The following is a 26670-nucleotide window of genomic DNA, read 5'->3' as shown; positions in this document are numbered from 1 at the left end:
ATTAAGCAGCGGATGAAACTACAGAATTCTTTTCGCGACTATACGGCTGAGTCCGCGCTGTTTGTGCGCCGGGCGCTGGTCGCCTTTACGGGGATTTTGCTGCTTACCGGCGTGCTGATCGCCAACCTCTATAATCTGCAAATTGTCCGCTTTACCGATTATCAGACGCGTTCAAACGAAAACCGTATCAAGCTGGTGCCCATCGCGCCCAGCCGCGGCATTATCTACGACCGTAACGGCACTCCGCTGGCGTTAAACCGCACCATTTATCAAATCGAAATGATGCCGGAAAAAGTCGATAATGTGCAGGATACGCTTGAAGCGCTAAAAGGCGTTGTCGATCTGACCGACGATGATATCGCCGCGTTCAAAAAAGAGCGTGCCCGCTCCCACCGTTTCACCTCAATCCCGGTTAAAACGAACCTGACGGAAGTCCAGGTGGCCCGCTTTGCCGTGAACCAGTATCGTTTTCCCGGCGTGGAAGTGAAAGGTTACAAGCGTCGCTACTACCCTTACGGTTCCGCGCTGACGCATGTCATTGGTTACGTTTCCAAGATCAACGATAAAGACGTTGAACGCCTCGATAAAGACGGCAAACTGGCGAACTACGCGGCGACGCACGATATCGGTAAGCTGGGGATCGAACGCTACTACGAAGATGTCCTGCACGGGCAGACCGGCTATGAAGAGGTTGAAGTTAACAACCGTGGCCGCGTCATTCGCCAGCTCAAAGAAGTGCCACCGCAGGCGGGGCATGACGTCTACCTGACGCTCGACCTCAAGCTGCAGCAGTATATTGAAACCTTACTGGCGGGCAGCCGTGCTGCCGTTGTCGTCACCGATCCGCGTTCCGGCGGCATTCTGGCGATGGTGTCCATGCCAAGCTACGATCCGAACCTCTTTGTCGATGGTATCTCCAGCAAAGACTATTCCGGTCTGCTCAATGACCCGAATACGCCGCTGGTGAACCGCGCCACACAAGGGGTTTACCCGCCAGCGTCAACGGTAAAACCGTACGTGGCGGTCTCTGCGCTGAGCGCGGGCGTCATCAACCGCAATACCAGTCTGTTTGACCCGGGCTGGTGGCAATTACCAGGCTCTGAAAAACGCTATCGCGACTGGAAAAAATGGGGTCATGGTCACCTCAACGTCACCAAATCGCTGGAAGAGTCTGCGGATACCTTCTTCTACCAGGTTGCGTATGACATGGGCATTGACCGCCTGTCAGAGTGGATGAGCAAATTCGGTTACGGACATTACACCGGCGTTGACCTTTCAGAAGAACGTTCCGGTAACATGCCAACCCGTGAGTGGAAGCTGAAGCGCTTTAAGAAGCCGTGGTATCAGGGTGATACCATTCCGGTGGGTATCGGTCAGGGCTACTGGACGGCGACCCCGATTCAGATGAACAAAGCGATGATGATCCTCATCAACGATGGCGTAGTGAAAGTTCCGCACCTGCTGCAAAGTACGGTTGAAGACGGCAAAAAAGTGCCGTGGATCCAGCCGCATGAAGCCCCGGTGGGTGACATTCATTCCGGTTACTGGGAAATTGCCAAAGACGGTATGTACGGCGTGGCGAACCGCCCGAACGGGACCGCACATAAGTATTTCGCCGGCACACCGTATAAAGTGGCCGCCAAATCCGGTACTGCGCAGGTCTTCGGTCTGAAAGCCAATGAAACCTATAACGCGCACCGCATTGCTGAACGTCTGCGTGACCATAAGCTGATGACGGCCTTTGCCCCTTATGATAACCCGCAGGTTGCGGTGGCGATGATTCTGGAAAACGGCGGCGCAGGTCCGGCCGTGGGGACCATCATGCGCCAGATCCTCGACCACATTATGCTGGGTGATAACAACACCGAACTGCCGGCTGAAAACCCGGCCGCCGCTGCGGCGGAGGACCAATAATCATGACGGATAATCCAAATAAGAAATCGCTGTGGGATAAAATCCACATCGACCCAGCCATGCTGCTGATCCTGCTGGCTCTGCTGGTTTACAGCGCCCTGGTTATCTGGAGCGCCAGCGGCCAGGACATCGGCATGATGGAGCGCAAAATCGGCCAGATCGCGATGGGTCTGGTCATTATGGTGGTCATGGCGCAGATCCCGCCACGGGTCTATGAAGGCTGGGCACCGTATCTGTACATATTCTGTATTGTGCTGCTGGTTGCGGTAGATGCCTTTGGGGCCATCTCTAAAGGCGCGCAGCGCTGGCTGGATCTGGGCGTTGTCCGCTTCCAGCCCTCTGAAATAGCCAAAATAGCGGTTCCCTTGATGGTGGCGCGTTTTATTAACCGTGACGTCTGCCCGCCTTCGCTGAAAAATACCGCCATTGCGCTGGTGCTGATTTTCCTGCCGACGCTGCTGGTTGCGGCGCAGCCTGACCTCGGCACCTCGATTCTTATCGCCCTCTCCGGCCTGTTTGTCCTGTTCCTGTCGGGTTTAAGCTGGCGTCTGATTGGCATTGCAGTCGTGCTGGTGGCAGCATTCATCCCGATTCTCTGGTTCTTCCTGATGCATGATTACCAGCGACAACGCGTCATGATGCTGCTCGATCCGGAAACCGATCCGCTGGGTGCGGGCTATCATATTATTCAGTCCAAGATTGCGATCGGTTCCGGCGGCCTGCGCGGTAAAGGCTGGCTGCACGGCACCCAGTCCCAGCTGGAGTTCTTACCGGAACGCCACACCGACTTTATCTTTGCGGTTCTGGCGGAAGAGCTGGGCCTGGTTGGCATCCTGATTCTGCTGGCGCTGTATGTGCTGTTGATCATGCGAGGGCTGTGGATCGCCGCACGTGCGCAAACCACCTTTGGCCGCGTGATGGCAGGCGGGTTGATGCTGATTTTATTCGTTTATGTCTTCGTAAATATTGGTATGGTGAGTGGTATTCTGCCGGTTGTTGGCGTCCCGCTCCCGCTGGTGAGCTACGGAGGCTCGGCACTGATCGTGTTGATGGCCGGGTTTGGTATCGTGATGTCGATCCATACCCACAGAAAAATGTTGTCAAAAAGCGTATAAAAATAAGGGGATCGGAATGCGTAAGCAGTGGCTGGGGATCTGCATTGCGGCAAGTTTACTTGCGGCCTGCACAAGTGATGATGGTCAGCAACAGGCAACCGTCGCGCCGCCGCAGCCTGCGGTTTGTAATGGCCCGATCGTTGAAATCAGCGGTGCCGATCCCGTTTATGAACCGCTCAATGCCAGCGCGAATCAGGATTACGAGCGCGACGGCAAAAGCTACAAAATTGTTCAGGATCCCTCCCGCTTTAGCCAGGCTGGCTTTGCCGCCATTTATGATGCCGAGCCAGGCAGCAACCTGACGGCGACCGGCGAAGCGTTCGATCCGATGCAACTGACGGCGGCTCACCCGACCCTGCCTGTCCCGAGCTACGCCCGTATCACCAACCTGGCGAATGGTCGTATGATCGTGGTACGCATTAACGATCGTGGTCCCTACGGTAACGACCGGGTGATCTCCCTGTCACGCGCGGCTGCAGACCGCCTGAACACCTCGAACAATACCAAAGTCCGTATTGACCCGATTATCGTGGCGCAGGATGGCACCCTCTCCGGGCCAGGTACCGCGTGTACGACGGTGGCGAAACAGACTTACGCCCTTCCCGACCGCCCGAACCTGGACGGCGGCATGGGAAGCGTCTCTTCTCCGGCAGAGCCTTCTCAGCCAGCAGGAGAAGTGCGCCCAATCAGCAATGATACGCTGCAGAGCGAAGACACGACGGGTGCGCCGGTAAAGAGTAGCGGCTTCCTGGGCGCGCCGACAACGTTAGCCACCGGCGTGCTGGAAGGCAGCGAACCTACGCCAGCACCGGCTCCTGTTGCCGCTCCTGCCACACAGCCTGCGCCCGTAACGGCTCCGGCGACGGCGCAAAGCACACCGGTTGCGGCTCCAGCGGCGGCCAGCGGCGGCTTTGTGGTTCAGGTTGGGGCGGTAAGCGATCAGGCCCGGGCGCAGCAGTATCAACAGCGTCTGAGCCAGCAGTTTGGTGTTCCGGGACGCGTTGCGCAAAACGGCGCAGTATGGCGTATTCAGATGGGGCCGTTTGCCAGCAAATCGCAAGCAGCGTCTCTGCAGCAGCGCCTGCAAAATGAAGCCCAACTACAATCATTTATCGCTGTTGCGAAATAATGAACTGGCGGCATCCAAAGTGTCAATTTGTGTAAAACACATTCACAAACTCATGCTTAAAGTCGGATGCCTGCCTGAATAGCATTTGCTATAGTAAGGCACTTTTTTTAATTCCATCACGGATGTCGTTGTTCTGACCATGAAGACCACTTTTTCTGCTCGTTTTGTGCAGCGCATGGCGCTGACCACGGCCCTTTGCGCAACTGCTCTCTCTGCAGCTCACGCCGATGACCTGAATATCAAGACCATGATCCCTGGCGTTCCGCAAATCGACGCGGAATCGTATATCCTGATCGACTACAACTCTGGCAAAGTGCTGGCTGAACAGAATGCCGACGCCCGCCGCGATCCGGCCAGCCTGACCAAAATGATGACCAGCTACGTTATCGGCCAGGCCATGAAAGCAGGGAAGTTCAAAGAAACGGATCTGGTCACCATCGGTAACGATGCGTGGGCAACCGGCAACCCGGTATTTAAAGGTTCATCATTGATGTTCCTGAAACCGGGCATGCAGGTTCCTGTTTCTCAGCTGATCCGTGGTATTAACCTGCAATCCGGTAACGATGCGTGCGTGGCAATGGCCGATTTCGCCGCGGGAAGCCAGGATGCCTTCGTCGGTCTGATGAACAGCTACGTCACCGCGCTGGGTCTGAAGAACAGCCATTTCCAGACCGTACATGGTCTGGACGCAGATGGTCAGTACAGCTCCGCACGTGATATGGCGTTGATTGGTCAGGCGCTGATCCGTGACGTGCCGAACGAATACTCCATCTATAAAGAGAAAGAGTTCACCTTCAACGGTATCCGTCAGACCAACCGTAACGGCCTGCTGTGGGATAACAGCCTGAACGTTGACGGCATCAAAACTGGCCATACCGATAAAGCTGGCTACAACCTGGTTGCTTCTGCCACCGAAGGTCAGATGCGTCTGATCTCTGCCGTGATGGGCGGTCGTACCTTCAAAGGTCGTGAGACAGAAAGCAAGAAACTGCTGACCTGGGGCTTCCGTTTCTTCGAAACCGTGAACCCGCTGAAAGCCGGTAAAGAGTTTGCTTCGGAGCCAGTCTGGTTCGGTGATAACGACCGTGCTTCCCTTGGCGTGGATAAAGATCTGTACCTGACCATTCCTCGTGGTCGCATGAAAGATCTGAAAGCCAGCTACGTGCTGAACACCACTGAGCTGCACGCGCCACTGCAGAAAAACCAGGTGGTGGGCACCATCAACTTCCAGCTGGATGGTAAAACCATCGATCAGCGTCCACTGGTTGTTCTGCAAGAAATCCCGGAAGGCAATTTCTTCGGCAAAATCATTGATTACATTAAATTGATGTTCCATCACTGGTTTGGCTAAAAATTGAACACTTGAAAGTGTGATTTTGATCCCCATATACTAGATATCCTGATAACTCCCACCTGTCGTGGGAGTTATTCTTTTTGACGTTACGCCGGAGCTGACATGAAAACCAAACTTAACGAACTGCTTGAATTCCCTACCCCGTTTACCTACAAAGTAATGGGTCTGGCGAAACCTGAGCTGGTTGATCAGGTGGTTGAAGTGGTACAGCGCCATGCGCCGGGTGACTACTCTCCGTCAGTAAAACCAAGCAGCAAGGGCAACTACCACTCGGTATCTATTACCATTACCGCAACCCACATTGAGCAGGTTGAGACGCTGTACGAAGAGCTCGGCAATATCGAAATTGTTCGTATGGTGCTGTAGTCCCTCTGCGGTTACCCGGTTTGCCGGGTAACCCGCCTCCCCGCTTGTGATATACTCTCCCTCACCTTTTGTCCCTCGTCTTCGGAGACGTCCTTTTGTATCAGGATAAAATTCTTGTCCGTCATCTCGGGCTGCAACCTTACGAGCCTGTCTCCCAGGCCATGCATGATTTCACCGATTCACGCGATGACACCACCCCTGATGAGATCTGGCTGGTCGAACACCTGCCGGTATTTACACAGGGACAGGCGGGAAAAGCGGAACATTTATTGATGACGGGAGATATCCCGGTAATTCAAAGCGATCGCGGTGGGCAGGTCACGTACCATGGGCCTGGGCAGCAGGTGATGTACGTTCTGCTGAACCTGAAGCGCAGAAAGCTCGGCGTTCGCGAACTGGTTACCCTGCTGGAACAAACCGTGGTTAACACGCTGGCGGAATACGGTATTGAAGCCCATCCGCGTGCCGATGCGCCGGGCGTCTATGTGGGAGAAAGTAAGATTTGCTCACTGGGGCTGCGTATCCGCAAAGGCTGCTCCTTCCACGGGCTAGCACTGAATATTAATATGGATCTTACCCCTTTCCAGCGCATAAACCCCTGCGGCTACGCCGGAATGGAGATGACGCAAATGCGCCAGTGGGTTGAAAGCGCAACGCCAGAGAATATTCGTCCTGTGCTTTTGAAGAACGTTTTAGCCCTACTTAACAATCCATCTTACGAATATATCACTGCTTAATATATCATGCATCATGGCTCGATTATTTGACGAGCCACTGTTTATTTACCGCTTTTACGCTTTACAATAATCCGCTTATTCTATATTTTCGAAGCGCCCGAATATTACCGCTACATATTATTTAGCCTCCAGCCAGAACTGCATACAGGGCGTAAGTAACTTGCGTGATAATCACACAACTGTTTGTTTTTGATAAACAAGTGAAACAAAACCAACACTTTACGAATCTCTACAAGCATAATAAATAAATTCAACTATCATTCATAATGTGAATGTATACGGAGTGAAAGCGTGGAGTATAATAATTTACCAGCCAAACGACTGAATGACCCAGGTGGTGAGGACAAGCCACAAATTTTTCGGACTTTACGTAATATTGATCTCAATTTGTTGACTATTTTTGAGGCAGTATATGTCCATAAGGGTATCGTTAATGCTGCGAAAATTCTTAATCTCACGCCTTCAGCAATAAGCCAGTCAATTCAAAAACTGCGCGCTATATTTCCCGACCCGTTATTTATTCGTAAGGGCCAGGGGGTTACGCCGACGGCCTACGCTACCCATCTGCATGAGTACATCAGCCAGGGGCTGGAGTCGATTCTGGGTGCGCTGGATTTAACCGGCAGCTATGACAAACAGAGAACCATCACTATCGGCTGCACCCCGTCTGTCGGCGTGCTGGTGATGCCCGCTATTTTTCAGGCGATAAAAGAGCATGTTCCCCAGCTCCTGCTGCGAAATGTGCCGCTCAACGAGCCTGATATTCAGCTTGCTCAGTTTCAGACCGACCTGATTATAGAAAGCGGCAGCTTTAGCGCCCGAGCGCTCGGACAACATGTCCTGTATGCGGATAACCTGGTGCTGGTGTGCCGCCAGCAGCATCCCGCCCTGAGCGGGCCGTTGACCATTGAAAATCTGCGTAACTACGATCATTCGTCTTTCATGACCGAAGGACAGTCCAACCATGCGCTGCGTCAGCGAATCGATGAGATATTCCCGGAACGCCAGATCAGCTTCAGTAGTTACAATATGTTCACCACTGCCTCCCTGATTGGCAGCAGCGACATGCTCTGCATCATGCCTTCGCGTCTGTATACCTTGTTGCGTAAATGTTGGCCGCTGGAGAGCATTCCTCTCAACCAGCTCAATGCGGAATCTATCGAGATTTCACTGCATTACAACAAACTCAGCTTGCGCGATCCGGTGCTGGAAAACGTTATCCGCGTCATCCGCCAGGCCTTCTGACTGGTTGATACAGCACAAGCCCCTGCCCCCTGCCGGGCAAAACGCACAAAACAACAACTATTTTACAAATTGGCGACCTGGCAGGCTGCTTTACCGACCGTTTCAATGATATACTGCCTGTCGTTCGTTCAAAAATAGTTGATAAATACAACATTCCCTTGAATAGAAACGCTTTCCTTCGATATTCGCAACTGGAACACGCACGCTATGAGTAAACCCATTGTGATGGAACGCGGTGTTAAATACCGCGATGCCGATAAAATGGCCCTTATCCCGGTTAAAAACGTGGCTACAGAGCGCGAAGCGCTGTTAAGAAAACCGGAATGGATGAAAATCAAACTTCCGGCTGACTCTTCGCGTATCCAGGGGATCAAAGCGGCGATGCGCAAGAACGGCCTTCACTCCGTCTGTGAAGAAGCCTCTTGCCCGAACCTTGCTGAATGTTTCAATCACGGTACCGCGACGTTTATGATTCTGGGTGCCATCTGTACCCGCCGCTGCCCGTTCTGCGATGTGGCTCATGGCCGCCCGGTAGCGCCCGACGCCAACGAACCTCAGAAACTGGCACAGACCATCGCCGATATGGCGCTGCGTTATGTCGTTATTACCTCCGTTGACCGTGACGATCTGCGTGATGGCGGTGCTCAGCACTTCGCTGACTGCATTACCGCTATTCGCGAGAAAAGCCCGAACATCAAAATTGAGACGCTGGTTCCAGACTTCCGCGGCCGTATGGATCGCGCGCTGGACATCCTGACCGCGACGCCACCAGACGTGTTTAACCACAACCTGGAGAACGTGCCGCGTCTCTACCGTCAGGTACGTCCTGGTGCGGACTATAACTGGTCTCTGAAGCTGCTGGAGCGTTTTAAAGAAGCGCATCCCCATATTCCCACCAAGTCAGGCCTGATGGTTGGTCTCGGTGAAACGAATGCTGAGATCATCGAAGTGATGCGCGATCTGCGCCGCCACGGTGTGACCATGCTGACGCTGGGACAGTATCTGCAGCCAAGCCGCCACCACCTGCCCGTGCAGCGCTACGTGAGCCCGGATGAGTTTGATGAGATGAAAGCCGAAGCGATGGCGATGGGCTTTACCCACGCAGCCTGCGGCCCCTTTGTTCGCTCCTCTTACCATGCCGATATGCAGGCAAAAGGCGAAGAAGTGAAATAAGACTGTAATATTCACTTACAGTAATGCAAAAAAACCGGCCTCTTGAGCCGGTTTTTTTTCGCAAGCCCTCAGGCATTGCCGTTACTCTTTGTGAGAAAGCTTCTCTGCCGGGATGTCACCCTCGGCGCTTTTCTTCGCAGCCGCATCATCGTCGTTCATCGCTTTCTTAAAGCCTTTGATGGCGGCACCCAGGTCACCACCCAGCGTGCGTAACTTCTTGGTACCAAACAGCAGGACGACCAGTGCGGCAACCACCAGCAGTTTGGTAATACTAATCTCACCCATAGATACCTTCTTTACATAAACCAGGCTGCATTCAGCGCCAAAAACCTGATTGTATTAACGGTCATTTGACGCGTGCACACAATAGCAATCTGTAACAAGGTGAATCAAGCATTGTTGAAAAAAACATCACAATAATTGCGGTGGCGCAAACCGACGGTTGCGAAGAACCGGTAATTGCTGCCGTGCAAGCGTAATCCTCTCCCGCTGTAACTCTGTCATCAGCAAAACCGGGGCCTCCGCCGCAGCGGCTATCGTAACTCCCAGCGGATCCACCACCCTGCTCTGCCCAATGTTCTTATTGCCGCACTCCCCCGAGGCCACAACATAACAGGTTGTATCCAGCGCACGCGCTGTAAGGAGCGTTGCCCAGTGATGCTCTTTAAGCGGCCCCTTGACCCACGCGGCAGGCACAACCAGCACGTCAGCCCCCTTTAACGCGAGCGTAAGTGCCAGCTCAGGAAAACGCAGGTCGTAGCAGGTCATCAACCCAATCTTAAAGCCATCGACATCAAGCAGCGGTGGGATGCTGTCTCCCGGATCCACCCGCCGTGACTCCTGAATGCTGAAGGCATCATAAAGATGGAGTTTGGCATAGCGCGCAACGATCGCGCCGTCACGGATAGCCACGAGGGTATTTACCGCCCGTCCCGCCGTTGAGGGGACATGCACCGTAAAGAGGGTGGTCAAGCCATTGCCCGCACTTTCCGCCAGCAGGTGCTGTAAAAATCCGCCGTCCAAGGGCTGGGCAGACTTCACCGACAGGTCCGGGTCGTTGTCATCTCTTGCCAGCAGCGCCTCCGGCAGCACCAGCAAGGATGCTTCTTTCAGGCGGGCCTGCCTCATCAGAGAGACACATTTATCTGCATTCTCTTGCCAGTCAGGCGTAACCGCAAACTGTCCTACCGCAACATACATATTTGTCCCCTCAGCAAAAACCGCGTTAAACTCGCCACTCTTACACATCAAATAGCAGGTATTTACAGTGTTACAACTACTTTTAGCCGTTTTTATTGGTGGGGGTACGGGTAGCGTTGCGCGGTGGTTTTTGAGTATGCGTTTTAATCCCCTGCATCAGGCTATTCCAATGGGCACGCTGGCGGCTAACCTGATAGGTGCTTTCATTATTGGCGTGGGGCTGGCCTGGTTTAACCGTATGACGCATATCGATCCCGTGTGGAAGCTATTGATTACCACCGGCTTTTGCGGCGGTTTAACCACCTTCTCAACGTTCTCGGCGGAAGTGGTTTTCCTGTTTCAGGAAGGGCGTGTCGGCTGGGCACTGATGAACATTGCGATTAATATGCTCGGCTCCTTTGCGATGACGGGGATCGCATTCTGGCTATTTTCTTCCGCCACGACGCACTAACAGACGCTGCGTTAATGTTGGCTTAATTTTTCTCTGTCACTCTGAACGCAATACTGAACGAGGGTGACAGAATGAAACAGAACCTGATGAGCGCAGGTGTGGTGTTGTTGAGCGTGCTGATCGTTGCCAGCTTCCTCAAAATGTATCTGCTTAGCTGATTCAACGCGAAAAAAAACCCGCTCAGTGAGCGGGTTTTGAAATTCTTGCTGACGCGTCTGAATTACAGAGCGATTACGTTAGCAGCAGAAGGGCCTTTGGCACCGTTAGTGATTTCGAACTCTACACGCTGACCTTCAGCCAGAGTTTTGAAACCATTAGACTGGATTGCAGAGAAGTGTACGAACACGTCTTTGCTGCCATCTTCAGGAGTAATGAAACCGAATCCTTTGGACTCATTAAACCACTTAACGTTACCTTTAATCTTAGACATCAAAATTACCTTTACATTAAAAAACGACACAAATGCTGTGTCGGGTACCAGTACATCAATTGTGGGACCTTTTGTCCAGCGGTTCTTTGATAAAAAGTGACTAAAGTCGCGTTAATTTCTGCTGACGGTTTTTTATCTCAACGGAATCAACGGCTGCACATTTTTTCACCACCACGTGACGTTTTTTCAGTTAAAACTGAAAACGCATCCAGGCGAAGTAAACGTTACCGTTGTTATATGTCCCCGGGATATAGGTCATCTGGAACGTTGCCGGACCATAGCCGATAGAGGCCAGAGGCAGCAGCACCGGAATCGGAATGTAGTTCCAGTTGTCGCGTGCGGTCACACCGGCGGTGTAGCCCAGCCCCACATGGAAGTTTTCATCGGCTAACGGACGCCAGGTTTTCTCCCAGCCATAACCCCCGATTGGTTCCCACTTGTTAAAGGAATCTTTAAAGGCCATCAGATAGATGCCATGCCAGTTCCCTTTTTCGTCCCAACGCGACTGACCAAAACCAGCCCCCCACGGGCGCTCGTTATATTTGTCAGTCTTTTCTTTGTCATAGGCAAAACGCGCATGCCACGTTATTGCCGGAACATACAGGTCATAATGCTCTGGCGCAGTCCAGGTCTGCGACACATTATCAGTGAAGGTGGAGAACCAGCCTTTATCGGTTGCATTGCTCTCGGCGTGTGCAACAGACGACAATGCTAACTGCCCAAAAATAAACAACAAAATGAGGAAAAATTTATTACGTACAATCACAATGCAATTACCATTCTTAGTATTCGAGGCAAAGTTTACCATAAAATAGTTTAATCAAAGCTTAACAGCATCAGCGTTATTCCTAATTAATCAGCGTCTTCCTGGGAATATTCTGAGAGGAACATACCTTCACGCCATAATAAGCACAACAAAAGTAAGCCTTTATTAGGCTTTAATACGCTGGACAACCTCACCAACGCCAGCAATGACGGTCTCCAGGGCCCGTCCCGAAGGGCTGCCAGCAGCCATTAAAAACCCAGTTCCCAAAGGGTTTTTGCCTTTTCTTTCTGCGGCGAATTTAAACCCACAAAATATTTAACAACCCATTATCATTTAATTGACATATAGTGATATCTATACCGGTCAATATGCGCATGAGATAAATGCCGGGGCTATGGCAAAAATACCGTTAATATCTTCTTTAGTAGTCTGTTTATTGATTTTAATCAGCAAGGACAGAACATTAATTCGGCACATTTCATCCTTCTTTTTTATTGATTATTTGTGCTCTCGGGCAGCAAGGACACAGGGGAAACCATGCTTACGTTTATCGAGCTCCTTATCGGAGTCGTCGTCATTGTCGGTGTAGCGCGCTACATCATTAAAGGTTACTCGGCCACAGGGGTGTTATTTGTCGGCGGGCTAACCCTGCTCATTATCAGCGCCATCATGGGCCATCAGGTGTTACCGGCCAGCGCAGACAGTACGGGCTACACCGCCACAGACATTGTTGAATACATTAAAATCCTGCTCATGAGCCGCGGTGGCGACCTGGGTATGATGATCATGATGCTGTGCGGTTTTGCGGCGTACATGACCCATATCGGCGCGAATGATATGGTGGTTAAACTGGCGTCCAAACCGCTGCAGTACATTAACTCCCCCTATCTGCTGATGGTCGCAGCCTATTTCCTTGCCTGCCTGATGTCCCTTGCCGTGTCGTCCGCAACCGGTCTGGGCGTACTGTTAATGGCCACCCTGTTCCCGATTATGGTTAACGTCGGTATCAGCCGCGGCGCGGCCGCCGCGATTTGCGCCTCGCCGGCCGCCATTATTCTTTCCCCCACCTCCGGTGATGTCGTGCTCGCAGCCAAAGCCGCTGAGATGTCGCTTATCGACTTTGCGTTCAAAACCACGCTGCCCATTTCTATCGTCGCCATTGTCGGCATGGGCATCGCGCACTTCTTCTGGCAGCGTTATCTCGATAAGAAAGAGAACATCAGCCACGAGATGCTGGACGTGAGTGAAATCACCACCACCGCGCCAGCGTTTTATGCCATTCTGCCGTTCACACCTATTATTGGCGTGCTTATTTTTGACGGTAAATGGGGCCCGCAGCTGCACATCATCACCATTCTGGTGATCTGCATGCTGCTGGCCGCCCTGCTGGAGTTTGTGCGTGGGTTTAACACGCAGAAAGTCTTCTCGGGTCTGGAAGTGGCCTATCGCGGTATGGCGGATGCGTTTGCAGGGGTCGTTATGCTGCTGGTTGCAGCAGGCGTCTTCGCCCAGGGCCTGAGCACCATCGGCTTTATTCAGAGCCTGATTTCCATCGCCACCTCGTTCGGCTCGGCCAGTATTATCCTGATGCTGGTTCTGGTAGTGCTGACCATGCTCGCCGCCATGACCACCGGTTCAGGTAACGCGCCATTCTACGCCTTTGTTGAGATGATCCCGAAACTGGCTCACTCCTCAGGCATTAACCCGGCCTATCTCTCCATCCCCATGCTGCAGGCGTCAAACCTCGGTCGCACCATTTCGCCGGTATCGGGAGTAGTCGTAGCCGTTGCCGGGATGGCAAAAATCTCGCCTTTCGAAGTGATCAAACGCACCTCCGTCCCCGTGATTGTGGGGCTGATTATCGTGATTATTGCCACGCAGGTGCTGGTACCCGGCGCAGCTTAAGCTAAATTCCTGATATCCAGAAAGCGCCTGCGGGCGCTTTTTGTGCTTTAATAATTTCCAGAAATTATTCATGCTCATTCGATCAGGAAATCACATGTTCAGGAAGGATATCGTTATTCCGTCTGGCGCAATCGCGCTGGCACTCTGTGTATTCTCCGCACAGGCCGACCCACTCAAGGCAACGCAGTATGGCGATTTCGATCGCTACGTTCTGGCTCTTTCCTGGCAAACCGGGTTCTGCCAGAGCATGGCCGACCGTAACCGCAACGAGCCCGAAGAGTGCCGTTTACAAAAAGAGAGTGATAACAAAACCGATTTTCTGACCGTGCACGGATTATGGCCGGGGCTGCCAAAATCTGTTGCCGCACGGGGTGTGGATGAACGTCGCTGGATGCGTTTTGGCTGCGCGACCCGTCCAATCCCGAACATGCCGGAGGTGAAGGCCAGCCGCAAATGCGCTGCCGCCGAAACCGGACTGTCGCTTTCAGGTGCTGCGAAGCTGAACAGCGTTATGCCAGGTGCTGGCGGTAACTCCTGCCTGGAACGCTACGAATATGCCAAACACGGCGTGTGCTTTGGTTTTGATCCTGACGCGTATTTCGGCACGATGGTGCGCATGAATCAGGAGATAAAAAACAGCGCGATCGGCAAGTTCCTCGCCGATAACTATGGAAAAACCGTAAGCCGCAGCGACTTTGACAGCGCCGTGGCCAAAGGCTGGGGCAAGGAGAATGTCAAAGCGTTCAAGCTTACCTGTAATGGCAACCCGTCCTACCTGACCGAAATGCAGATCTCACTGAAGGCAGACACCATTAATAACCCGCTTTCTGCGACCTCATTTGCTCCGCAGCCACACCCGGGTAACTGCGGAAAACAATTCGTCATTGATAAAGCCGGTCACTGATTGACGATCGGTCGGGTCATGTCAAACCGGTGCTCGTCACTGATGCCATAGTAAGCCGTCGGCCCACCCGCACGCAGGATGGGCTGCGCTTTCGCCGTCTGATAAATCCCCTCTTCCAGCAACGTTTCGGCGATGTGAATACCCACCACTTCGCCGAGCACCAGCCAGGTATCAACCGGTGTGCCGTCGGCCCCGGTAAGCTGAATACACTGCGACAGGCGACACTCAAAGTTAACCGGGCTTTCTGCCACCCGCGGGGCGTTCACCAGCTGGCTGGCCGCTGGCGTTAATCCCGCAAAGGTAAATTCATTTTCATCGTGGGGAAGCATAGCCGAGGTCGCATTCATCGCTTCAGCCAGATCGCGCGTCGCCAGGTTCCAGACAAACTCGCCGGTTTCGGTAATATTACGCACGCTGTCTTTCCAGCCGTTGCTGGAAAAACCGATGATAGGCGGACGATAGTTAAAGCAGTTAAAGAAGCTATACGGCGCGAGATTCAGCTGACCGGCGTTGTCGCACGAGGAGATCCAGCCAATCGGGCGTGGGCCAATAATCGCGTTCAGTGGGTCATGCGGCAGGCCGTGTCCCAGAGAAGGTTGATAGAAATACATAGTGCTCTCTTAATGGTGGGGCAGACACGAATTGCGTTTCGCTCAGTACCCTGGATCAGGACACTCAGCGTAACGCAATCCGCCAGGAATTAAGACTGAATAAATTTCAGCAAATCGTCGTTGATCTGGTGCTTATGCGTGGTGCATATGCCGTGAGAACCCCCGGCATAGACCTTCAGCTCAGCGTTCGGCAGGAGCTCTGCAGCCACCCGACCACAGGTCTCGATCGGGACTATCTGGTCGTCGTCGCCGTGGATCACCAGCGTCGGGATAGTCATCTTTTTCAGATCTTCACGCAGATCGGTTTCAGAGAACGCTTTGACGCAGTCATACAGCGCCTTGATCGACCCCTGAAGCCCCTGCTCAACGAAGCTCTCCCGCACCGCTTTGGACTCTTTTGCCCCCGGGCGGTTATAGCCATAGAACGCCTCGGTCAGCGCATAGAAGAAAGCTGCGCGATCGTTAATCACGCCTTCCCGAATACCATCAAACACCTCTTTCGGCACACCGTTCGGGTTGAAATCGGTTTTGATCATAATCGGTGTCACGGCACCAATAAGTACCGCTTTCGCCACGCGATCCGTACCGTGGCGACCAATATAGCGCGCCACTTCGCCACCGCCGGTTGAATGCCCCACGTGAACAGCGTCTTTCAGATTCAGACGCGCCGTCAGCTCAGCCAGGTCGTCGGCGTACTGATCCATATTGTGCCCATCCCACGGCTGCGCTGAGCGGCCATGTCCGCGGCGGTCATGTGCAATTACGCGAAATCCTTTTGACCCCAGGTATAACATTTGGTCTTCAAAGGCATCCGCCGTCAGCGGCCAGCCGTGGCTAAACACCACGGGTTGCCCGCTTCCCCAGTCTTTAAAATATAAATAACTGCCGTCTTTCAACGTAATTTTGTCGTAATCGCTCATGAGATCTCCTGAGAAGAAACACTGAATGCGGATAGTCGCCCGCAGGGGGCGCTTAAAAAGAATAATGCAAATTGGCAAGGGAGCACGTTTTTCACCGAAAATTCATATGACCCATGAATGTGACCTGTATCACTTCAAAGTTGTGCGCTCAGCCAGTATCATCAGAAGAGTTAAACCCTCGCTGCCAGACGGCGAGGGTTTTCTTTTGGATTGGTTTCTGCGTTACACGCAGCATTAACGACATGGAGTAAAAAATGTCCAGACCCACCATCATCATCAATGAGCTTGACGCAGAACGTATTGACAGACTGCTGGAAAAAGCAGAATTCGCTTCGCTTCCGGTGGCTGACGCCCTGAATGAAGAGCTTGACCGGGCGCAGATGTGCACGCCTGAATCCATGCCTCACGACGTGGTCACCATGAACAGCCGGGTTAAATTCCGTAACCTGGCCACCGGTGAAGAGCTGACCCGAACGCTGGTCTACCCGGCGCAGATGACCGACAGCAGTGCACAGCTTTCGGTCCTTGCTCCTGTGGGTGCCGCGCTTCTTGGTCTGCGTACGGGAGACACCATCAACTGGGCGTTGCCAGGCGGTGCCGCGGCGCATCTGGAAGTGCTGGAGCTGCTCTACCAGCCAGAAGCCGCGGGCGACTACCTGCGTTAACCCCATCTGAACAAACGCTCCCGCGTTGCACAGAGGATGCACCCGCATCCTCTTTCCGCAAATTCACCCGATTATCCTATATCGCCCGAAAACCCCTTAACCCACGCTTAATCTGTTTGGGTGCCGCGGGGACGGTCATGAGTGAGATAGTGGTTATCACACTTATTTTTCTCATTATTCTGGCGATCATCGTCATGGCGGTGCTTTATCTTGAGCGTCATCGGTAAGCGATAATCTCACACCACCCCACCCGGGAAAGCATTGACCAGGCCTTTCACCTGCTGTGCCGCCGCGTCAGGCGTTTCCGCCCCCGGCACCAGAATGACCTTGCGGCACTCCTCCTCCCGTTTTTCGAAAATCTTGTAGGCGCGTTCCGCATCCGCCAGCGGCAGATAGTGGGTCACAATCTCCTCCGGCGTAAGCAGCCCTTTTTCGATAAGCGGCAGCAACTCGCCCAGCCAGGCGTGGACGTGTGTCTGCCCCATCCTGAAACTCAGCCCTTTATCGAAGGCATCGCCAAACAGGAAGCCGTGAATAAACCCGGCGTAAACGCCAGGGACGCTGACAACGCCGCCGCGCCGGACAGCCGCGATACACTGACGCAACGCTTTGCCGCTGCTGCCTTCAATTTTAAGGTTGCTGAGGATTGTTTCCGTGGTGCTGCCTTTGGCTTCGAACCCGACGGCATCAATCACCGCATCGACACCACGCTGGCCGGCAGTTTGCTCAATGATTTTTTCGGCGGCATCGTTATCATCATCAAAGTTGACCGGGATTGCGCCGTAGCGCGCCTGAGCGAATCGCAGGCGATACGGGTGATGGTCGATAACGAAGATCTGTTCCGCCCCGAGCAGTCGCGCGCAGGCAATGGTCAGCAACCCCACCGGCCCGGCGCCGAAAACGGCCACGCTCGATCCTTTTTCGATCTGCGCATTTTTTGCCGCCTGCCAGGCGGTGGGTAAAATATCTGACAGGAACAGCGCTTTGTCATCGGACAACAGCCGCGGCACCTTGAACGGCCCAACGTTACCCTTCGGTACGCGAACATATTCCGCCTGGCCTCCCGGCACGCCGCCGTAGAGATGGCTATAGCCAAACAGCGCGGCTGGCGCGGGAATCTGCTTTTTGTTCAGCGCGGCGCCCTGCCCGGCGTTGGTCGTCTCGCAGGCCGCGTACTGCTGCAGACGGCAGAAGAAACAGTCACCGCAGGCAATCACAAACGGGATAACCACGCGATCGCCTTTCTGTAAATTCTTCACCTCCCTGCCGCACTCAACGATTTCCCCCATAAATTCATGACCAAAAATATCGCCGTGTTGCACCTTCGGGATTTTGCCGCGATAGAGATGCAGATCGGACCCGCAAATCGCCGTAGCCGTGACCCGCAGAATAATATCGTCTGGCTGTTCAATGATGGGATCGGGGACATTCTCGACGCGAACATGATGTGGGCCGTGATACGTGAGTGCTTTCATGCAACCTCCGAAAGGATCCAGGACAGTGTATAAAGGGTAGCTACCCCAGAAGACTTGCCCGTGATGACGGATCTTTTGAGATTTTTCCTGGCGAGATCAAAAAGTGGCGCCGCGCTTACAGAAACCATTCATATTTTGTGGTTGAATGAATTCAGCGTTTATAAACAAGGAGAAACGGGTATGTATCAGACAATCATTATGCCGGTTGATGTTTTCGAGATGGAGCTGAGCGACAAGGCCGTACGCCACGCGGAGTTTCTGGCGCAGCAGGACGGGATCATCCATCTGTTACACGTGTTACCGGGTTCCGCCAGCCTGAGTCTGCACCGCTTTGCCGCCGATGTACGTCGCTTCGAAGAGCATCTTCAGCACGAAGCTGAAAATCGTCTACAAACCATGGTCGGGCATTTCAGCATCGACCCTTCACGTATCAAAACTCACGTCAGGTTCGGTAGCGTGCGGGATGCCGTTAATGAACTGGCCAATGAACTGAAAGCAGACGTCGTGGTGATCGGTTCCCGTAATCCTTCCATTACCACCCACCTGCTGGGCTCTAACGCGTCGAGCGTGATCCGTCACACCCACATTCCGGTGATGGTCGTCAGGTAAAAAAAAGAGGCCACCTTTCGGTGGCCTCTTGCTGTTGCAGGTGTAGTCTTGCTTTCTTTTTATGCCGTTTTGGTGCGAATCAGATAATCGAACGAGCTCAGAGACGCTTTCGCCCCTTCACCGGTGGCAATGATGATCTGTTTGTACGGAACCGTGGTGCAGTCCCCTGCCGCGAACACCCCTTTCACGCTGGTTTCGCATTTCGCATCGATAATAATTTCGCCCATGCGGTTGCGCTCAATCGCGCCGTCCAGCCAGGTGGTGTTTGGCAACAGACCAATCTGTACGAAGATCCCCGCCAGCGCCACGCTATGCACGTCACCGCTCACGCGGTCGCGGTATTCCAGACCGGTCACTTTGCTGCCGTCACCTTTCACTTCCGTGGTCTGCGCATTCAGCACGATATCGACGTTTTTCAGGCTACGCACTTTGTCCTGCAGCACCTGGTCCGCTTTCATCTCTGGGGCGAACTCCAGCAGGGTGACGTGTTCAACGATACCCGCCAGGTCAATCGCCGCTTCCACACCAGAGTTACCGCCGCCGATCACCGCCACGCGTTTACCTTTAAACAGCGGGCCGTCACAGTGCGGGCAGTAGGTGACGCCTTTGGTGCGATACTGATCTTCACCCGGGACGTTCATGTTGCGCCATTTGGCGCCGGTGGCAATGATAATGCTGCGCGCTTTCAGCACCGCGCCGGAGGCGGTTTCAATCTGGTGTAATCCCCCTTCAACCGCGGCCGGAACCAGCTTGCTGGCGCTCTGGCTGTCGATCACATCCACTTCATAATCGCTGACGTGCGCCTTCAGTGCGCCAGCCAGTTTCTGGCCTTCGGTCTTCGGCACAGAGATGTAGTTTTCGATATCCACGGTGTCGAGCACCTGGCCACCGAAGCGTTCGCCCATCAGTCCGGTACGAATGCCTTTACGGGCGGAGTAAACCGCCGCCGCCGCGCCCGCCGGGCCGGAGCCGACAATCAGAACATCATACGCGTCACGTTTGTTCAGCGCTTCTGCCGCACGTTTTTCGGCACCCGTGTCCACTTTGGCAACGATTTCGGTCAGCGTCATACGGCCCTGGCCAAACTCCTGACCGTTCATAAAGACCGCCGGAACGCCCATGACGTTACGGTCGGTGATTTCGTTCTGGAACGTACCGCCGTCAATCGCCGTGTGCTTAATGCGCGGGTTCAGCACCGACATCAGGTTCAGCGCCTGCACCACGTCCGGGCAGTTATGGCAGGAGAGCGAGTAATAGGTTTCAAACTCAAAATCGCCGTCAATATCGCGGATCTGCTCGAGCAGCGCCTGCGCCTCTTTTGACGGATGACCACCGGTCCACAGCAGTGCCAGCACCAGCGAGGTGAATTCGTGGCCCAGTGGAGAACCGGCAAAACGCGGCCCCTGGTCAGAACCCGGATTGGTGATCAGGAAGGAGGGCTTGCGCACCGCCAGACCGTTATCTTCTTTGAAGGTCACGTTCGGTGACAGTTCGGCGATATCTGCCAGCAGTTCCTTGATCTCTGCCGATTTAGCGCTGTCGTCCAGCGTGGCAATCAGCTCAACAGGTTTGGTCAGTTTCTCAAGGTAGGCCTTGAGCTGGGTTTTCATATTGGTGTCGAGCATTATTCTTCCCTCTCTAAAAACGTCATCATGCAAGCTGCCTTATTCGGGCGGCCTGAATGCAACTTGCATCATGGTGCTGGAATAAAATGGGCGCGGGCGCGCCCATTACGACTGTCATTTCCGGAGCCTGTCGCGTCAGAGCAGGCGATGCTCTGCGCGAAAGACTGCGGGAAACTTAGATTTTGCCAACCAGGTCTAAAGACGGTGCCAGAGTCGCTTCGCCTTCTTTCCATTTCGCCGGGCAAACTTCACCTGGGTGAGAAGCAACGTACTGCGCCGCTTTCACTTTACGCAGCAGGTCAGAAGCATCACGGCCGATACCTTCAGCGGTAACTTCGATTGCCTGGATAATGCCCTGCGGGTCAACAACGAAGGTAGCACGGTCAGCCAGGCCTTCATCTTCACGCATGTTGTCGAAGTTACGGGTCAGGGCGCCAGTCGGGTCGCCGATCATCGCGTATTTGATTTTCGCGATGGTTTCAGAGCTGCTGTGCCATGCTTTGTGGGTGAAGTGGGTGTCGGTAGAAACAGAGTAAACGTCTACGCCCAGCTTCTGCAGTTCGTCGTAATGGTCTGCAACGTCACCCAGTTCGGTCGGGCAAACGAAGGTGAAGTCTGCCGGATAGAAGAAGAAGACGCTCCAGCGGCCTTCGGTATCTTTCTCGGTCACTTCGATGAATTCACCGTTTTTGAACGCCTGGTTTTTGAAAGGTTTAATTTTGGTATTAATCAAAGACATCTGTACTTCCTCCGTGTTTTCGTTGAGATGTAAGGTAACCAACTTTCGCCGGGTGGGCTAATGCGTTTGCTTTATCAAATCAATCAGCCATACCTAACAACCCGAACAAGACAACGTGATGAACTGAATTAACGAAAAGCCAAAAGTAAAAAGGCCGCCCTGGTGGGCGGCCCTGATACCTGAACTTTCCACAGGAACTTTCAGTGCCAGCAATTGCTGGCGTTGCGTTGCGCTCTACATACCTCATATCAAGGCCGTAACAGCGCCTTGATTACAACACCCGCACAGCGCGAGGGCAATGCACATGAGCGCCAATCGTATCTATGGCTGTGATAGGTTTCATCGAACACGGTTTATCGCGCAGGACTGAAGACGCGCCGGCGAGGATTAATAAAAATGAATGATAATTATTTGTCTATATATAATTGAGACTATTTTAATGCAAACACTCTCGCAGTTTTAGAGATAAAAATATCTTAATATTCATTGAAGCTCTATTTTATAAATCTGCCATCGTGATATATTAAGTCAACATACAACTCTAATTAAGTAAGTTAATTGCATGGATGGTAAATGATTAACTTCCTTCTATAGTTATCAGTGATGTGTTAACGCAACGCAGTCCACTCAGGATGAAACATGGCTAATCTCTACGATCTGAAAAAATTTGATCTTAATCTGCTGGTAATTTTCGAGTGTATTTATCAGCACTTAAGCATCAGCAAGGCAGCAGAAACGCTCTATATTACGCCCTCGGCGGTCAGCCAGTCGCTGCAAAGGTTGCGTAATCAGCTCAACGATCCCCTGTTCATTCGTTCCGGGAAAGGGATTACGCCCACCACGGTAGGCGTGAACCTGCACCATCATCTTGAGCAAAACCTCAACCAGCTTGAGCAGACGATTAACATCATGCATGGCTCAACGCTAAAAAAGAATTTTGTGGTGTATAGCCCGCAAATCCTGACCACAGAAAACCTGCTGGGCCCGCTTAAATTATTGATGCGTGAGCACAATTACGAGATTGAACTGCATGACATGCTGCTCTCTGCTGACTCCGCAGAGGATCTGCTGGCATACCGTAAGGCAGACTTAATTTTCTCAATGGCCCCGGTTAGTAACCGTTCAATGATTTGTGTGCCATATGCATCCTATTCCGTCCTGCTGGTCTGCAGCCAGGATCATCCGCGGATGAAAGAGGTGGCCACCATGGAAGAGCTTCAGGAAGAGAAGTTTACGATATTCCTCAGTGATGAGCCGGGCGTTAAAACCTATCAATCGATGGCAGAAAAAGTGCACGCGGAAAAGACAATCGGTTTTCGCTGTGACTCTGTATTTACTATTATTTCGATGATAAGTGCCTCTCATTTAATTGGTTACGTACCCGAAATTTTATTTGATAAATACAGTGAAGTGCTAAGACTCAAAAAAATCACTGCACCGTTCACCCTTCCCTCGCTTGACATTTTTATGATTTATAATCGTTCGGCATTGAACAGTACGGCATTCGCGAAATTTATTAACGAAGTAACAGAAAAATAACAGCGACGGGCTGTGTCGCTCACAGCCCGTTCTCTTTGTTAATACATAATCCTGACTTATATTTTATAACGCGCTTTCGCGTTATTATGACTGATATTCCTCTCACTTATTATGGGCAGACCGCCGTTATTCTAACGCGAGAGGGATGACACGCTCAGAGTGTATTCAGCCGCTCCGCCGCCGCGAGAAGCGTCGATTCCTGTTTCGCAAAACAGAGCCGGATCAGCTTATGCGGGAACGGGTCGGCGCAAAATACGGACAGCGGAATGGCAGCAACGCCCACCTCTTTTGTCAGCCACTGGCAAAAACTCACGTCATCCCGATCCGAAATCGCGCTGTAGTCCGCCAGCAGGAAGTAGGTCCCTTCGCAGGGTAAAATCTCCAGACGGCTCTGGCTTAGCGCATTCACAAACAGATCCCGGCGCTGACGGTAGAATGCCGGCAGGTCGCGGTAGTGCTCCGGTTCGGCGCGCAGCATATCAGCCAGGGCCAGCTGGGCCGGCGTATTTATGGCAAACGTCAGGTACTGATGCACTTTACGCAGCTCAGCGCTGATGGCCGCGGGAGCCACGCAGTACCCCACCTTCCAGCCGGTCATATGATAGGTTTTACCAAATGACGATACCGCCACGGCACGCTCGCGAAGCTGCGGATGGGCCAGCACGCTGGCATGCCCTTCCTGTGCAAAACAGATGTGCTCATACACTTCATCGCTCAGCACGTAAATCTCACGCCCGGCAATCGCCTGCCACAGCTTTGCAAAATCGGCTTTCTGCCATGCGGTCGCCGACGGGTTGTGTGGGGTATTGATAATAACCAGACGGGTTTTGTCGCTCAGCAAGGCAGCAAACGCCTGCCAGTCCGGACGGAAATGCGGTGGCTGTAGCGCGATGCGTTTCACCACGCCGCCGGAGAGTTCAACCGCCGGCGCGTAGCTGTCATAACTCGGGTCAAAGCAGATCACCTCATCACCCGTGCGCACCAGCGCGGTAATTGCGGCATACAACGCTTCGGTCGCCCCTGCCGTCACCGTGATGTCGCTGGTAGCGTCTGGCTTATAGCCATACAGCTCAGCCGTTTTGTCTGCAATGGCGTCCCGCAGAGCCTGCACGCCCGTCATCGGTGCATACTGGTTCGCCCCCTGCGCAACGTGGTACGCCAGACGTTCCTGCAAATAACGCGGGCCATCAAAATCAGGGAACCCTTGCGAGAGATTAATGGCGTTGTGCTGCTGGGCCAGTGCGCTCATTTGCGTAAAGATGGTGGTACCAAGACTGGGAAGTTTACTCTGAGGAATCAATGCGTTATTGCTCATTGTGTTGTGCCTGCATGTAATACTTATGTTGCTGACACTATAACACGATGTTAGTCTTTGGCAATCAAGACGCTTAGACGTCTAAACAATATGAATATTCCTGACCGAGAGGGAAAAAGGAAGATGACCGACAACCTGCAACTCACACACCTGGTCGACGCCTGCCGCTGGATCGGCGCCAAAGGCTGGGCTCCCGCGACCGGCGGCAACATGTCCGTGCGTCAGGATGCGCATCTGTGCTGGCTCAGTGAATCCGGCAAAGATAAAGGCAGCCTGACCACCGACGATTTTCTGCAGGTGGAGATTGCGACCAACCGTGCACCCTCTGGCCGCACGCCGTCGGCTGAAACCGGGCTTCACACGCTCATCTATCGTCTGTTTCCCGAAGCCAACGCGGTTCTGCACGTCCATACCGTCAATGCCACGGTCTTGTCGCGGCTGGTCAAAGAGCCTGAGCTGAAGATCACCGGCTATGAGATGCAAAAATCCCTCTCCGGGCAGAGCACGCATCTGGATACGGTCGCCATCCCGGTGTTTGATAACGACCAGGATATCGACGCGCTCGCCGTGCGCATTGCCGAATACGCTCAGACGCACCCGTTTAATTATGGTTTTCTTCTGCGCGGTCATGGCTTAACCTGCTGGGGACGCAATGTGGCCGAGGCCCGCCGTCATCTGGAAGGACTGGAATTCTTATTTGAATGCGAAATGCGTTTACGACACTGGGAGAGAGTATGATTCGCGCGATTGTGACGGATATTGAAGGGACCACCAGCGATATCCGTTTTGTCCATGATGTTTTGTTCCCCTACGCGCGTGAGCGTCTGGCGGCCTTTGTGACCGCGCAGCAGTACGCCGAGCCGGTCAAATCGATTCTGGACAACCTGCGTGATGAAATTAACCACCCGCACGCCAGCGTAAGCGACCTTATCGACACACTCTTTACGTTTATGGATGAAGACCGCAAGTCAACCGCGTTAAAGGCGCTGCAGGGGATCATCTGGCACGACGGCTACGTTAACGGCGATTTTACCGGCCACCTCTATCCGGACGTACTGCCTGCGCTGGAAAAATGGAAAGCGCAGGGTATTGATCTCTATGTTTATTCCTCAGGCTCCGTCGCGGCGCAGAAACTGTTATTTGGCTACAGCGACGAAGGTGATATTACTCATCTGTTCAGCGGCTATTTTGATACCCACATCGGTGCCAAGCGCGACGTCCAGTCTTACCAGAACATTGCGGCACAAACGGGTATCCCCCCATCGCAGATCCTGTTCCTGTCGGATATACATCAGGAGCTGGACGCCGCTGAGCAGGCAGGTTTTCGCACCCTGCAGCTGATTCGCGGCGATGATGACGGTGCAAGCCATCACCATCAGGTACACCAGTTCGACGAGATTAACCCGGAGCAGATCCCTTCATGAGCGCATTGACCATTTATTCCGATAAAGACCCCAGTCAACCTCGCTGGCACAGCACCGACGCTGCCGAGATCGCCCAACAGCTCAACGCCAGAGGGGTGCGTTTTGAACGCTGGGCCGCAGACCGCGACTTAGGCCGCGATCCTGCCCCCGATGCGGTTATCGCGGCTTATCAGCACGCGATCGACACGTTAGTGGCAGAGAAAGGTTATCAGAGCTGGGATGTCATCAGCCTGCGTGCCGATAACCCTCAAAAAGAGGCGCTGCGCGCAAAGTTCCTGAACGAGCATACTCACGGGGAAGATGAAGTGCGTTTCTTTGTTGAGGGTGCGGGGCTGTTTTGCCTGCACATTGGCGACGAGGTGTGTCAGGTATTGTGTGAGAAAAACGACCTGATTTCCGTCCCTGCCGGAACGCCGCACTGGTTTGATATGGGCTCAGAGCCGAACTTTACCGCCATTCGTATTTTTGATAACCCCGAGGGGTGGGTTGCGCAGTTCACCGGCGATGCGATTGCAGATGCGTATCCGCGTCTGGCATGATTTTTCCCCTCTCCCTTCAGGGAGAGGGGGCGAAAAAACGTCAGTGTTTCAACCCCTTCGTATACGCCACCAGCTGGTCCAGCACAATCCCCCACCCTTCGTGGAAGCCCATCTGTTCATGCTGCTCGCGGATTTCCGCCGTTGGGTGGCGAGCAATGGCGGTATAACGCGTTTTGCCCTCCCCCACATCATCCAGCAGTAGAATGGCCGTCATAAACGGCTTTTCGGCGGGCTTCCAGCCTTCCGTGTAACCGTCGGTAAAGACCAGCTTCCTGCCGGGATCGATTTCGAGAAACACCCCCCGGTTATCCATCCGTTGCCCGTCTACCTCAAACACCGTGTTAAACCGCCCGCCAACGCGCAGGTCAAGATCACACTCGGTCACTTTGTGCGGAACCGGAATGAAGAAATTTTTGATGTGCTCGGGTGTCGTCCAGCAGAGCCACAGCAGATCGCGCGGGGCATCCACCACGCGTTCCAGTTTTAAGTCTGTATCAGGATCAAGCGTCACGTGACTGTC

General features: G+C 53.3%; 29 protein-coding genes. 18 read left to right on the top strand and 11 right to left on the bottom strand.

The genetic code is table 11. The features are described from left to right. The first annotated feature begins 12 nt into the window (after positions 1-12). From mrdA to lipA, 8 genes are all read left to right on the top strand, one after another. Positions 13-1914 carry a peptidoglycan DD-transpeptidase MrdA gene (gene mrdA, locus AM379_RS14250; protein WP_014169119.1) on the top strand — a complete coding sequence of 634 codons (1902 nt, stop codon included), beginning with the start codon at positions 13-15 and terminating at the stop codon, positions 1912-1914. A gap of 2 nt (positions 1915-1916) precedes the next feature. Beyond that, positions 1917-3029 carry a peptidoglycan glycosyltransferase MrdB gene (gene mrdB / locus AM379_RS14245; RefSeq protein ID WP_014169118.1) on the top strand — a complete coding sequence of 371 codons (1113 nt, stop codon included), beginning with the start codon at positions 1917-1919 and terminating at the stop codon, positions 3027-3029. A gap of 16 nt (positions 3030-3045) precedes the next feature. Then, positions 3046-4158, top strand: coding sequence for an endolytic peptidoglycan transglycosylase RlpA (gene rlpA / locus AM379_RS14240; RefSeq protein ID WP_032677680.1), 1113 nt, complete (start codon positions 3046-3048; stop codon positions 4156-4158). A gap of 139 nt (positions 4159-4297) precedes the next feature. Beyond that, the gene (gene dacA / locus AM379_RS14235) at positions 4298-5509 is read left to right on the top strand and encodes a D-alanyl-D-alanine carboxypeptidase DacA (protein ID WP_014169116.1); all 1212 of its coding nucleotides are present in this window, start codon (positions 4298-4300) and stop codon (positions 5507-5509) included. 105 nt (positions 5510-5614) lie between these two features. Beyond that, a complete protein-coding gene (gene ybeD, locus AM379_RS14230) occupies positions 5615-5878 on the top strand; it encodes a DUF493 family protein YbeD (protein ID WP_003858718.1) in 264 nt (87 codons plus the stop codon). Between the two features lie 95 nt (positions 5879-5973). Beyond that, on the top strand, positions 5974-6615 hold the full coding sequence (lipB, locus tag AM379_RS14225) for a lipoyl(octanoyl) transferase LipB (RefSeq protein ID WP_020885000.1): 642 nt from the start codon (positions 5974-5976) through the stop codon (positions 6613-6615). Positions 6616-6906: 291 nt separating this feature from the next. Further along, positions 6907-7860, top strand: a complete 954-nt coding sequence (locus AM379_RS14220; protein ID WP_020885001.1) for a YbeF family transcriptional regulator — start codon at positions 6907-6909, stop codon at positions 7858-7860. A gap of 207 nt (positions 7861-8067) precedes the next feature. Beyond that, entirely contained in the window at positions 8068-9033 is a 966-nt protein-coding gene (lipA, locus tag AM379_RS14210) for a lipoyl synthase (RefSeq protein WP_014169113.1), read from the top strand. A gap of 81 nt (positions 9034-9114) precedes the next feature. Here lipA and tatE read toward each other — a convergent pair whose 3' ends face one another. Beyond that, the gene (gene tatE, locus AM379_RS14205; protein WP_014169112.1) at positions 9115-9318 is read right to left on the bottom strand and encodes a twin-arginine translocase subunit TatE; all 204 of its coding nucleotides are present in this window, start codon (positions 9316-9318) and stop codon (positions 9115-9117) included. A gap of 126 nt (positions 9319-9444) precedes the next feature. Then, positions 9445-10233 carry a deaminated glutathione amidase gene (locus AM379_RS14200; RefSeq protein ID WP_032677679.1) on the bottom strand — a complete coding sequence of 263 codons (789 nt, stop codon included), beginning with the start codon at positions 10231-10233 and terminating at the stop codon, positions 9445-9447. 67 nt (positions 10234-10300) lie between these two features. Between AM379_RS14200 and crcB the strand changes: the two genes are divergently transcribed. After that, entirely contained in the window at positions 10301-10684 is a 384-nt protein-coding gene (gene crcB / locus AM379_RS14195; RefSeq protein ID WP_014169110.1) for a fluoride efflux transporter CrcB, read from the top strand. Between the two features lie 220 nt (positions 10685-10904). On the opposite strand, the gene cspE is transcribed toward crcB, so the two are convergent. Both cspE and pagP read right to left on the bottom strand, forming a co-directional pair. Next, on the bottom strand, positions 10905-11114 hold the full coding sequence (gene cspE / locus AM379_RS14190) for a transcription antiterminator/RNA stability regulator CspE (protein WP_002439184.1): 210 nt from the start codon (positions 11112-11114) through the stop codon (positions 10905-10907). 190 nt (positions 11115-11304) lie between these two features. Next, positions 11305-11922, bottom strand: a complete 618-nt coding sequence (gene pagP / locus AM379_RS14185; RefSeq protein ID WP_014169108.1) for a lipid IV(A) palmitoyltransferase PagP — start codon at positions 11920-11922, stop codon at positions 11305-11307. Positions 11923-12417: 495 nt separating this feature from the next. On the opposite strand from pagP, the gene dcuC reads away from it, so the two are divergent. Further along, entirely contained in the window at positions 12418-13785 is a 1368-nt protein-coding gene (gene dcuC / locus AM379_RS14180; protein ID WP_020885003.1) for an anaerobic C4-dicarboxylate transporter DcuC, read from the top strand. A gap of 94 nt (positions 13786-13879) precedes the next feature. After that, the gene (rna, locus tag AM379_RS14175; RefSeq protein ID WP_078774872.1) at positions 13880-14689 is read left to right on the top strand and encodes a ribonuclease I; all 810 of its coding nucleotides are present in this window, start codon (positions 13880-13882) and stop codon (positions 14687-14689) included. On the opposite strand, the gene AM379_RS14170 is transcribed toward rna, so the two are convergent. Then, positions 14683-15300, bottom strand: coding sequence for a flavin reductase family protein (locus AM379_RS14170; protein WP_025204679.1), 618 nt, complete (start codon positions 15298-15300; stop codon positions 14683-14685). The genes rna and AM379_RS14170 overlap by 7 nt on opposite strands. Before the next feature lie 89 nt (positions 15301-15389). Beyond that, on the bottom strand, positions 15390-16220 hold the full coding sequence (locus AM379_RS14165) for an alpha/beta fold hydrolase (protein ID WP_041162487.1): 831 nt from the start codon (positions 16218-16220) through the stop codon (positions 15390-15392). Positions 16221-16474: 254 nt separating this feature from the next. On the opposite strand from AM379_RS14165, the gene rnk reads away from it, so the two are divergent. Together rnk and yldA are read left to right on the top strand one after the other, a co-directional pair. Continuing rightward, entirely contained in the window at positions 16475-16885 is a 411-nt protein-coding gene (gene rnk / locus AM379_RS14160; RefSeq protein WP_014169101.1) for a nucleoside diphosphate kinase regulator, read from the top strand. 137 nt (positions 16886-17022) lie between these two features. Beyond that, complete coding sequence (gene yldA / locus AM379_RS24530) at positions 17023-17112, top strand: small membrane protein YldA (protein WP_271661446.1); 90 nt, start codon at positions 17023-17025, stop codon at positions 17110-17112. A 9-nt stretch (positions 17113-17121) separates the two neighbouring features. Here yldA and AM379_RS14155 read toward each other — a convergent pair whose 3' ends face one another. Continuing rightward, positions 17122-18360: a zinc-dependent alcohol dehydrogenase gene (locus tag AM379_RS14155; RefSeq protein WP_106503835.1), complete on the bottom strand. Its 1239-nt coding sequence runs from the start codon at positions 18358-18360 to the stop codon at positions 17122-17124. A 180-nt stretch (positions 18361-18540) separates the two neighbouring features. Between AM379_RS14155 and uspG the strand changes: the two genes are divergently transcribed. After that, positions 18541-18969, top strand: a complete 429-nt coding sequence (uspG, locus tag AM379_RS14150) for a universal stress protein UspG (RefSeq protein ID WP_020885008.1) — start codon at positions 18541-18543, stop codon at positions 18967-18969. 59 nt (positions 18970-19028) lie between these two features. On the opposite strand, the gene ahpF is transcribed toward uspG, so the two are convergent. Continuing rightward, positions 19029-20594 (bottom strand): alkyl hydroperoxide reductase subunit F, encoded by a 1566-nt coding sequence (ahpF, locus tag AM379_RS14145; protein WP_106503834.1) that lies wholly within the window; start codon positions 20592-20594, stop codon positions 19029-19031. Positions 20595-20769: 175 nt separating this feature from the next. Beyond that, complete coding sequence (ahpC, locus tag AM379_RS14140; RefSeq protein ID WP_008501015.1) at positions 20770-21333, bottom strand: alkyl hydroperoxide reductase subunit C; 564 nt, start codon at positions 21331-21333, stop codon at positions 20770-20772. 639 nt (positions 21334-21972) lie between these two features. On the opposite strand from ahpC, the gene citR reads away from it, so the two are divergent. Continuing rightward, on the top strand, positions 21973-22872 hold the full coding sequence (citR, locus tag AM379_RS14135) for a DNA-binding transcriptional repressor CitR (RefSeq protein ID WP_032677673.1): 900 nt from the start codon (positions 21973-21975) through the stop codon (positions 22870-22872). 154 nt (positions 22873-23026) lie between these two features. Here citR and AM379_RS14130 read toward each other — a convergent pair whose 3' ends face one another. Then, positions 23027-24187 (bottom strand): pyridoxal phosphate-dependent aminotransferase, encoded by a 1161-nt coding sequence (locus AM379_RS14130; protein ID WP_106503833.1) that lies wholly within the window; start codon positions 24185-24187, stop codon positions 23027-23029. 123 nt (positions 24188-24310) lie between these two features. Between AM379_RS14130 and AM379_RS14125 the strand changes: the two genes are divergently transcribed. From AM379_RS14125 to AM379_RS14115, 3 genes are read left to right on the top strand one after another with little or no spacing between them, the layout of a single operon-like run. Further along, complete coding sequence (locus AM379_RS14125) at positions 24311-24925, top strand: methylthioribulose 1-phosphate dehydratase (protein ID WP_106503832.1); 615 nt, start codon at positions 24311-24313, stop codon at positions 24923-24925. Then, positions 24922-25611, top strand: coding sequence for an acireductone synthase (mtnC, locus tag AM379_RS14120; protein ID WP_041162485.1), 690 nt, complete (start codon positions 24922-24924; stop codon positions 25609-25611). Before AM379_RS14125 ends, mtnC begins: the two co-directional genes overlap by 4 nt. Then, positions 25608-26150, top strand: coding sequence for a 1,2-dihydroxy-3-keto-5-methylthiopentene dioxygenase (locus AM379_RS14115; RefSeq protein WP_068795112.1), 543 nt, complete (start codon positions 25608-25610; stop codon positions 26148-26150). Before mtnC ends, AM379_RS14115 begins: the two co-directional genes overlap by 4 nt. A 40-nt stretch (positions 26151-26190) precedes the next feature. Here the strand turns inward: AM379_RS14115 and AM379_RS14110 are convergent, their stop codons facing one another. Continuing rightward, on the bottom strand, positions 26191-26661 hold the full coding sequence (locus AM379_RS14110; RefSeq protein ID WP_014169088.1) for an SRPBCC family protein: 471 nt from the start codon (positions 26659-26661) through the stop codon (positions 26191-26193). Positions 26662-26670 lie beyond the last annotated feature (9 nt).

This window comes from Enterobacter cloacae complex sp. FDA-CDC-AR_0132, assembly GCF_003010695.1.
In the GTDB taxonomy this organism is placed as follows: domain Bacteria; phylum Pseudomonadota; class Gammaproteobacteria; order Enterobacterales; family Enterobacteriaceae; genus Enterobacter; species Enterobacter ludwigii.
Note: the sequence above shows the minus strand (reverse complement) of the source record. Positions and strands in the feature narration are given on the sequence as shown.

Excerpts from the sequence above, each read along its gene's own strand:
- mrdA (WP_014169119.1), top strand. The coding sequence starts at position 13 with ATGAAACTACAGAATTCTTTTCGCGACTATACGGCTGAGTCCGCGCTG.
- mrdB (WP_014169118.1), top strand. The coding sequence starts at position 1,917 with ATGACGGATAATCCAAATAAGAAATCGCTGTGGGATAAAATCCACATC.
- rlpA (WP_032677680.1), top strand. The coding sequence starts at position 3,046 with ATGCGTAAGCAGTGGCTGGGGATCTGCATTGCGGCAAGTTTACTTGCG.
- dacA (WP_014169116.1), top strand. The coding sequence starts at position 4,298 with ATGAAGACCACTTTTTCTGCTCGTTTTGTGCAGCGCATGGCGCTGACC.
- ybeD (WP_003858718.1), top strand. The coding sequence starts at position 5,615 with ATGAAAACCAAACTTAACGAACTGCTTGAATTCCCTACCCCGTTTACC.
- lipA (WP_014169113.1), top strand. The coding sequence starts at position 8,068 with ATGAGTAAACCCATTGTGATGGAACGCGGTGTTAAATACCGCGATGCC.
- tatE (WP_014169112.1), bottom strand. The coding sequence starts at position 9,318 with ATGGGTGAGATTAGTATTACCAAACTGCTGGTGGTTGCCGCACTGGTC.
- AM379_RS14200 (WP_032677679.1), bottom strand. The coding sequence starts at position 10,233 with ATGTATGTTGCGGTAGGACAGTTTGCGGTTACGCCTGACTGGCAAGAG.
- cspE (WP_002439184.1), bottom strand. The coding sequence starts at position 11,114 with ATGTCTAAGATTAAAGGTAACGTTAAGTGGTTTAATGAGTCCAAAGGA.
- pagP (WP_014169108.1), bottom strand. The coding sequence starts at position 11,922 with ATGGTAAACTTTGCCTCGAATACTAAGAATGGTAATTGCATTGTGATT.
- dcuC (WP_020885003.1), top strand. The coding sequence starts at position 12,418 with ATGCTTACGTTTATCGAGCTCCTTATCGGAGTCGTCGTCATTGTCGGT.
- rna (WP_078774872.1), top strand. The coding sequence starts at position 13,880 with ATGTTCAGGAAGGATATCGTTATTCCGTCTGGCGCAATCGCGCTGGCA.
- AM379_RS14170 (WP_025204679.1), bottom strand. The coding sequence starts at position 15,300 with ATGTATTTCTATCAACCTTCTCTGGGACACGGCCTGCCGCATGACCCA.
- AM379_RS14165 (WP_041162487.1), bottom strand. The coding sequence starts at position 16,220 with ATGAGCGATTACGACAAAATTACGTTGAAAGACGGCAGTTATTTATAT.
- rnk (WP_014169101.1), top strand. The coding sequence starts at position 16,475 with ATGTCCAGACCCACCATCATCATCAATGAGCTTGACGCAGAACGTATT.
- yldA (WP_271661446.1), top strand. The coding sequence starts at position 17,023 with ATGAGTGAGATAGTGGTTATCACACTTATTTTTCTCATTATTCTGGCG.
- AM379_RS14155 (WP_106503835.1), bottom strand. The coding sequence starts at position 18,360 with ATGAAAGCACTCACGTATCACGGCCCACATCATGTTCGCGTCGAGAAT.
- uspG (WP_020885008.1), top strand. The coding sequence starts at position 18,541 with ATGTATCAGACAATCATTATGCCGGTTGATGTTTTCGAGATGGAGCTG.
- ahpF (WP_106503834.1), bottom strand. The coding sequence starts at position 20,594 with ATGCTCGACACCAATATGAAAACCCAGCTCAAGGCCTACCTTGAGAAA.
- ahpC (WP_008501015.1), bottom strand. The coding sequence starts at position 21,333 with ATGTCTTTGATTAATACCAAAATTAAACCTTTCAAAAACCAGGCGTTC.
- citR (WP_032677673.1), top strand. The coding sequence starts at position 21,973 with ATGGCTAATCTCTACGATCTGAAAAAATTTGATCTTAATCTGCTGGTA.
- AM379_RS14130 (WP_106503833.1), bottom strand. The coding sequence starts at position 24,187 with ATGAGCAATAACGCATTGATTCCTCAGAGTAAACTTCCCAGTCTTGGT.
- AM379_RS14125 (WP_106503832.1), top strand. The coding sequence starts at position 24,311 with ATGACCGACAACCTGCAACTCACACACCTGGTCGACGCCTGCCGCTGG.
- mtnC (WP_041162485.1), top strand. The coding sequence starts at position 24,922 with ATGATTCGCGCGATTGTGACGGATATTGAAGGGACCACCAGCGATATC.
- AM379_RS14115 (WP_068795112.1), top strand. The coding sequence starts at position 25,608 with ATGAGCGCATTGACCATTTATTCCGATAAAGACCCCAGTCAACCTCGC.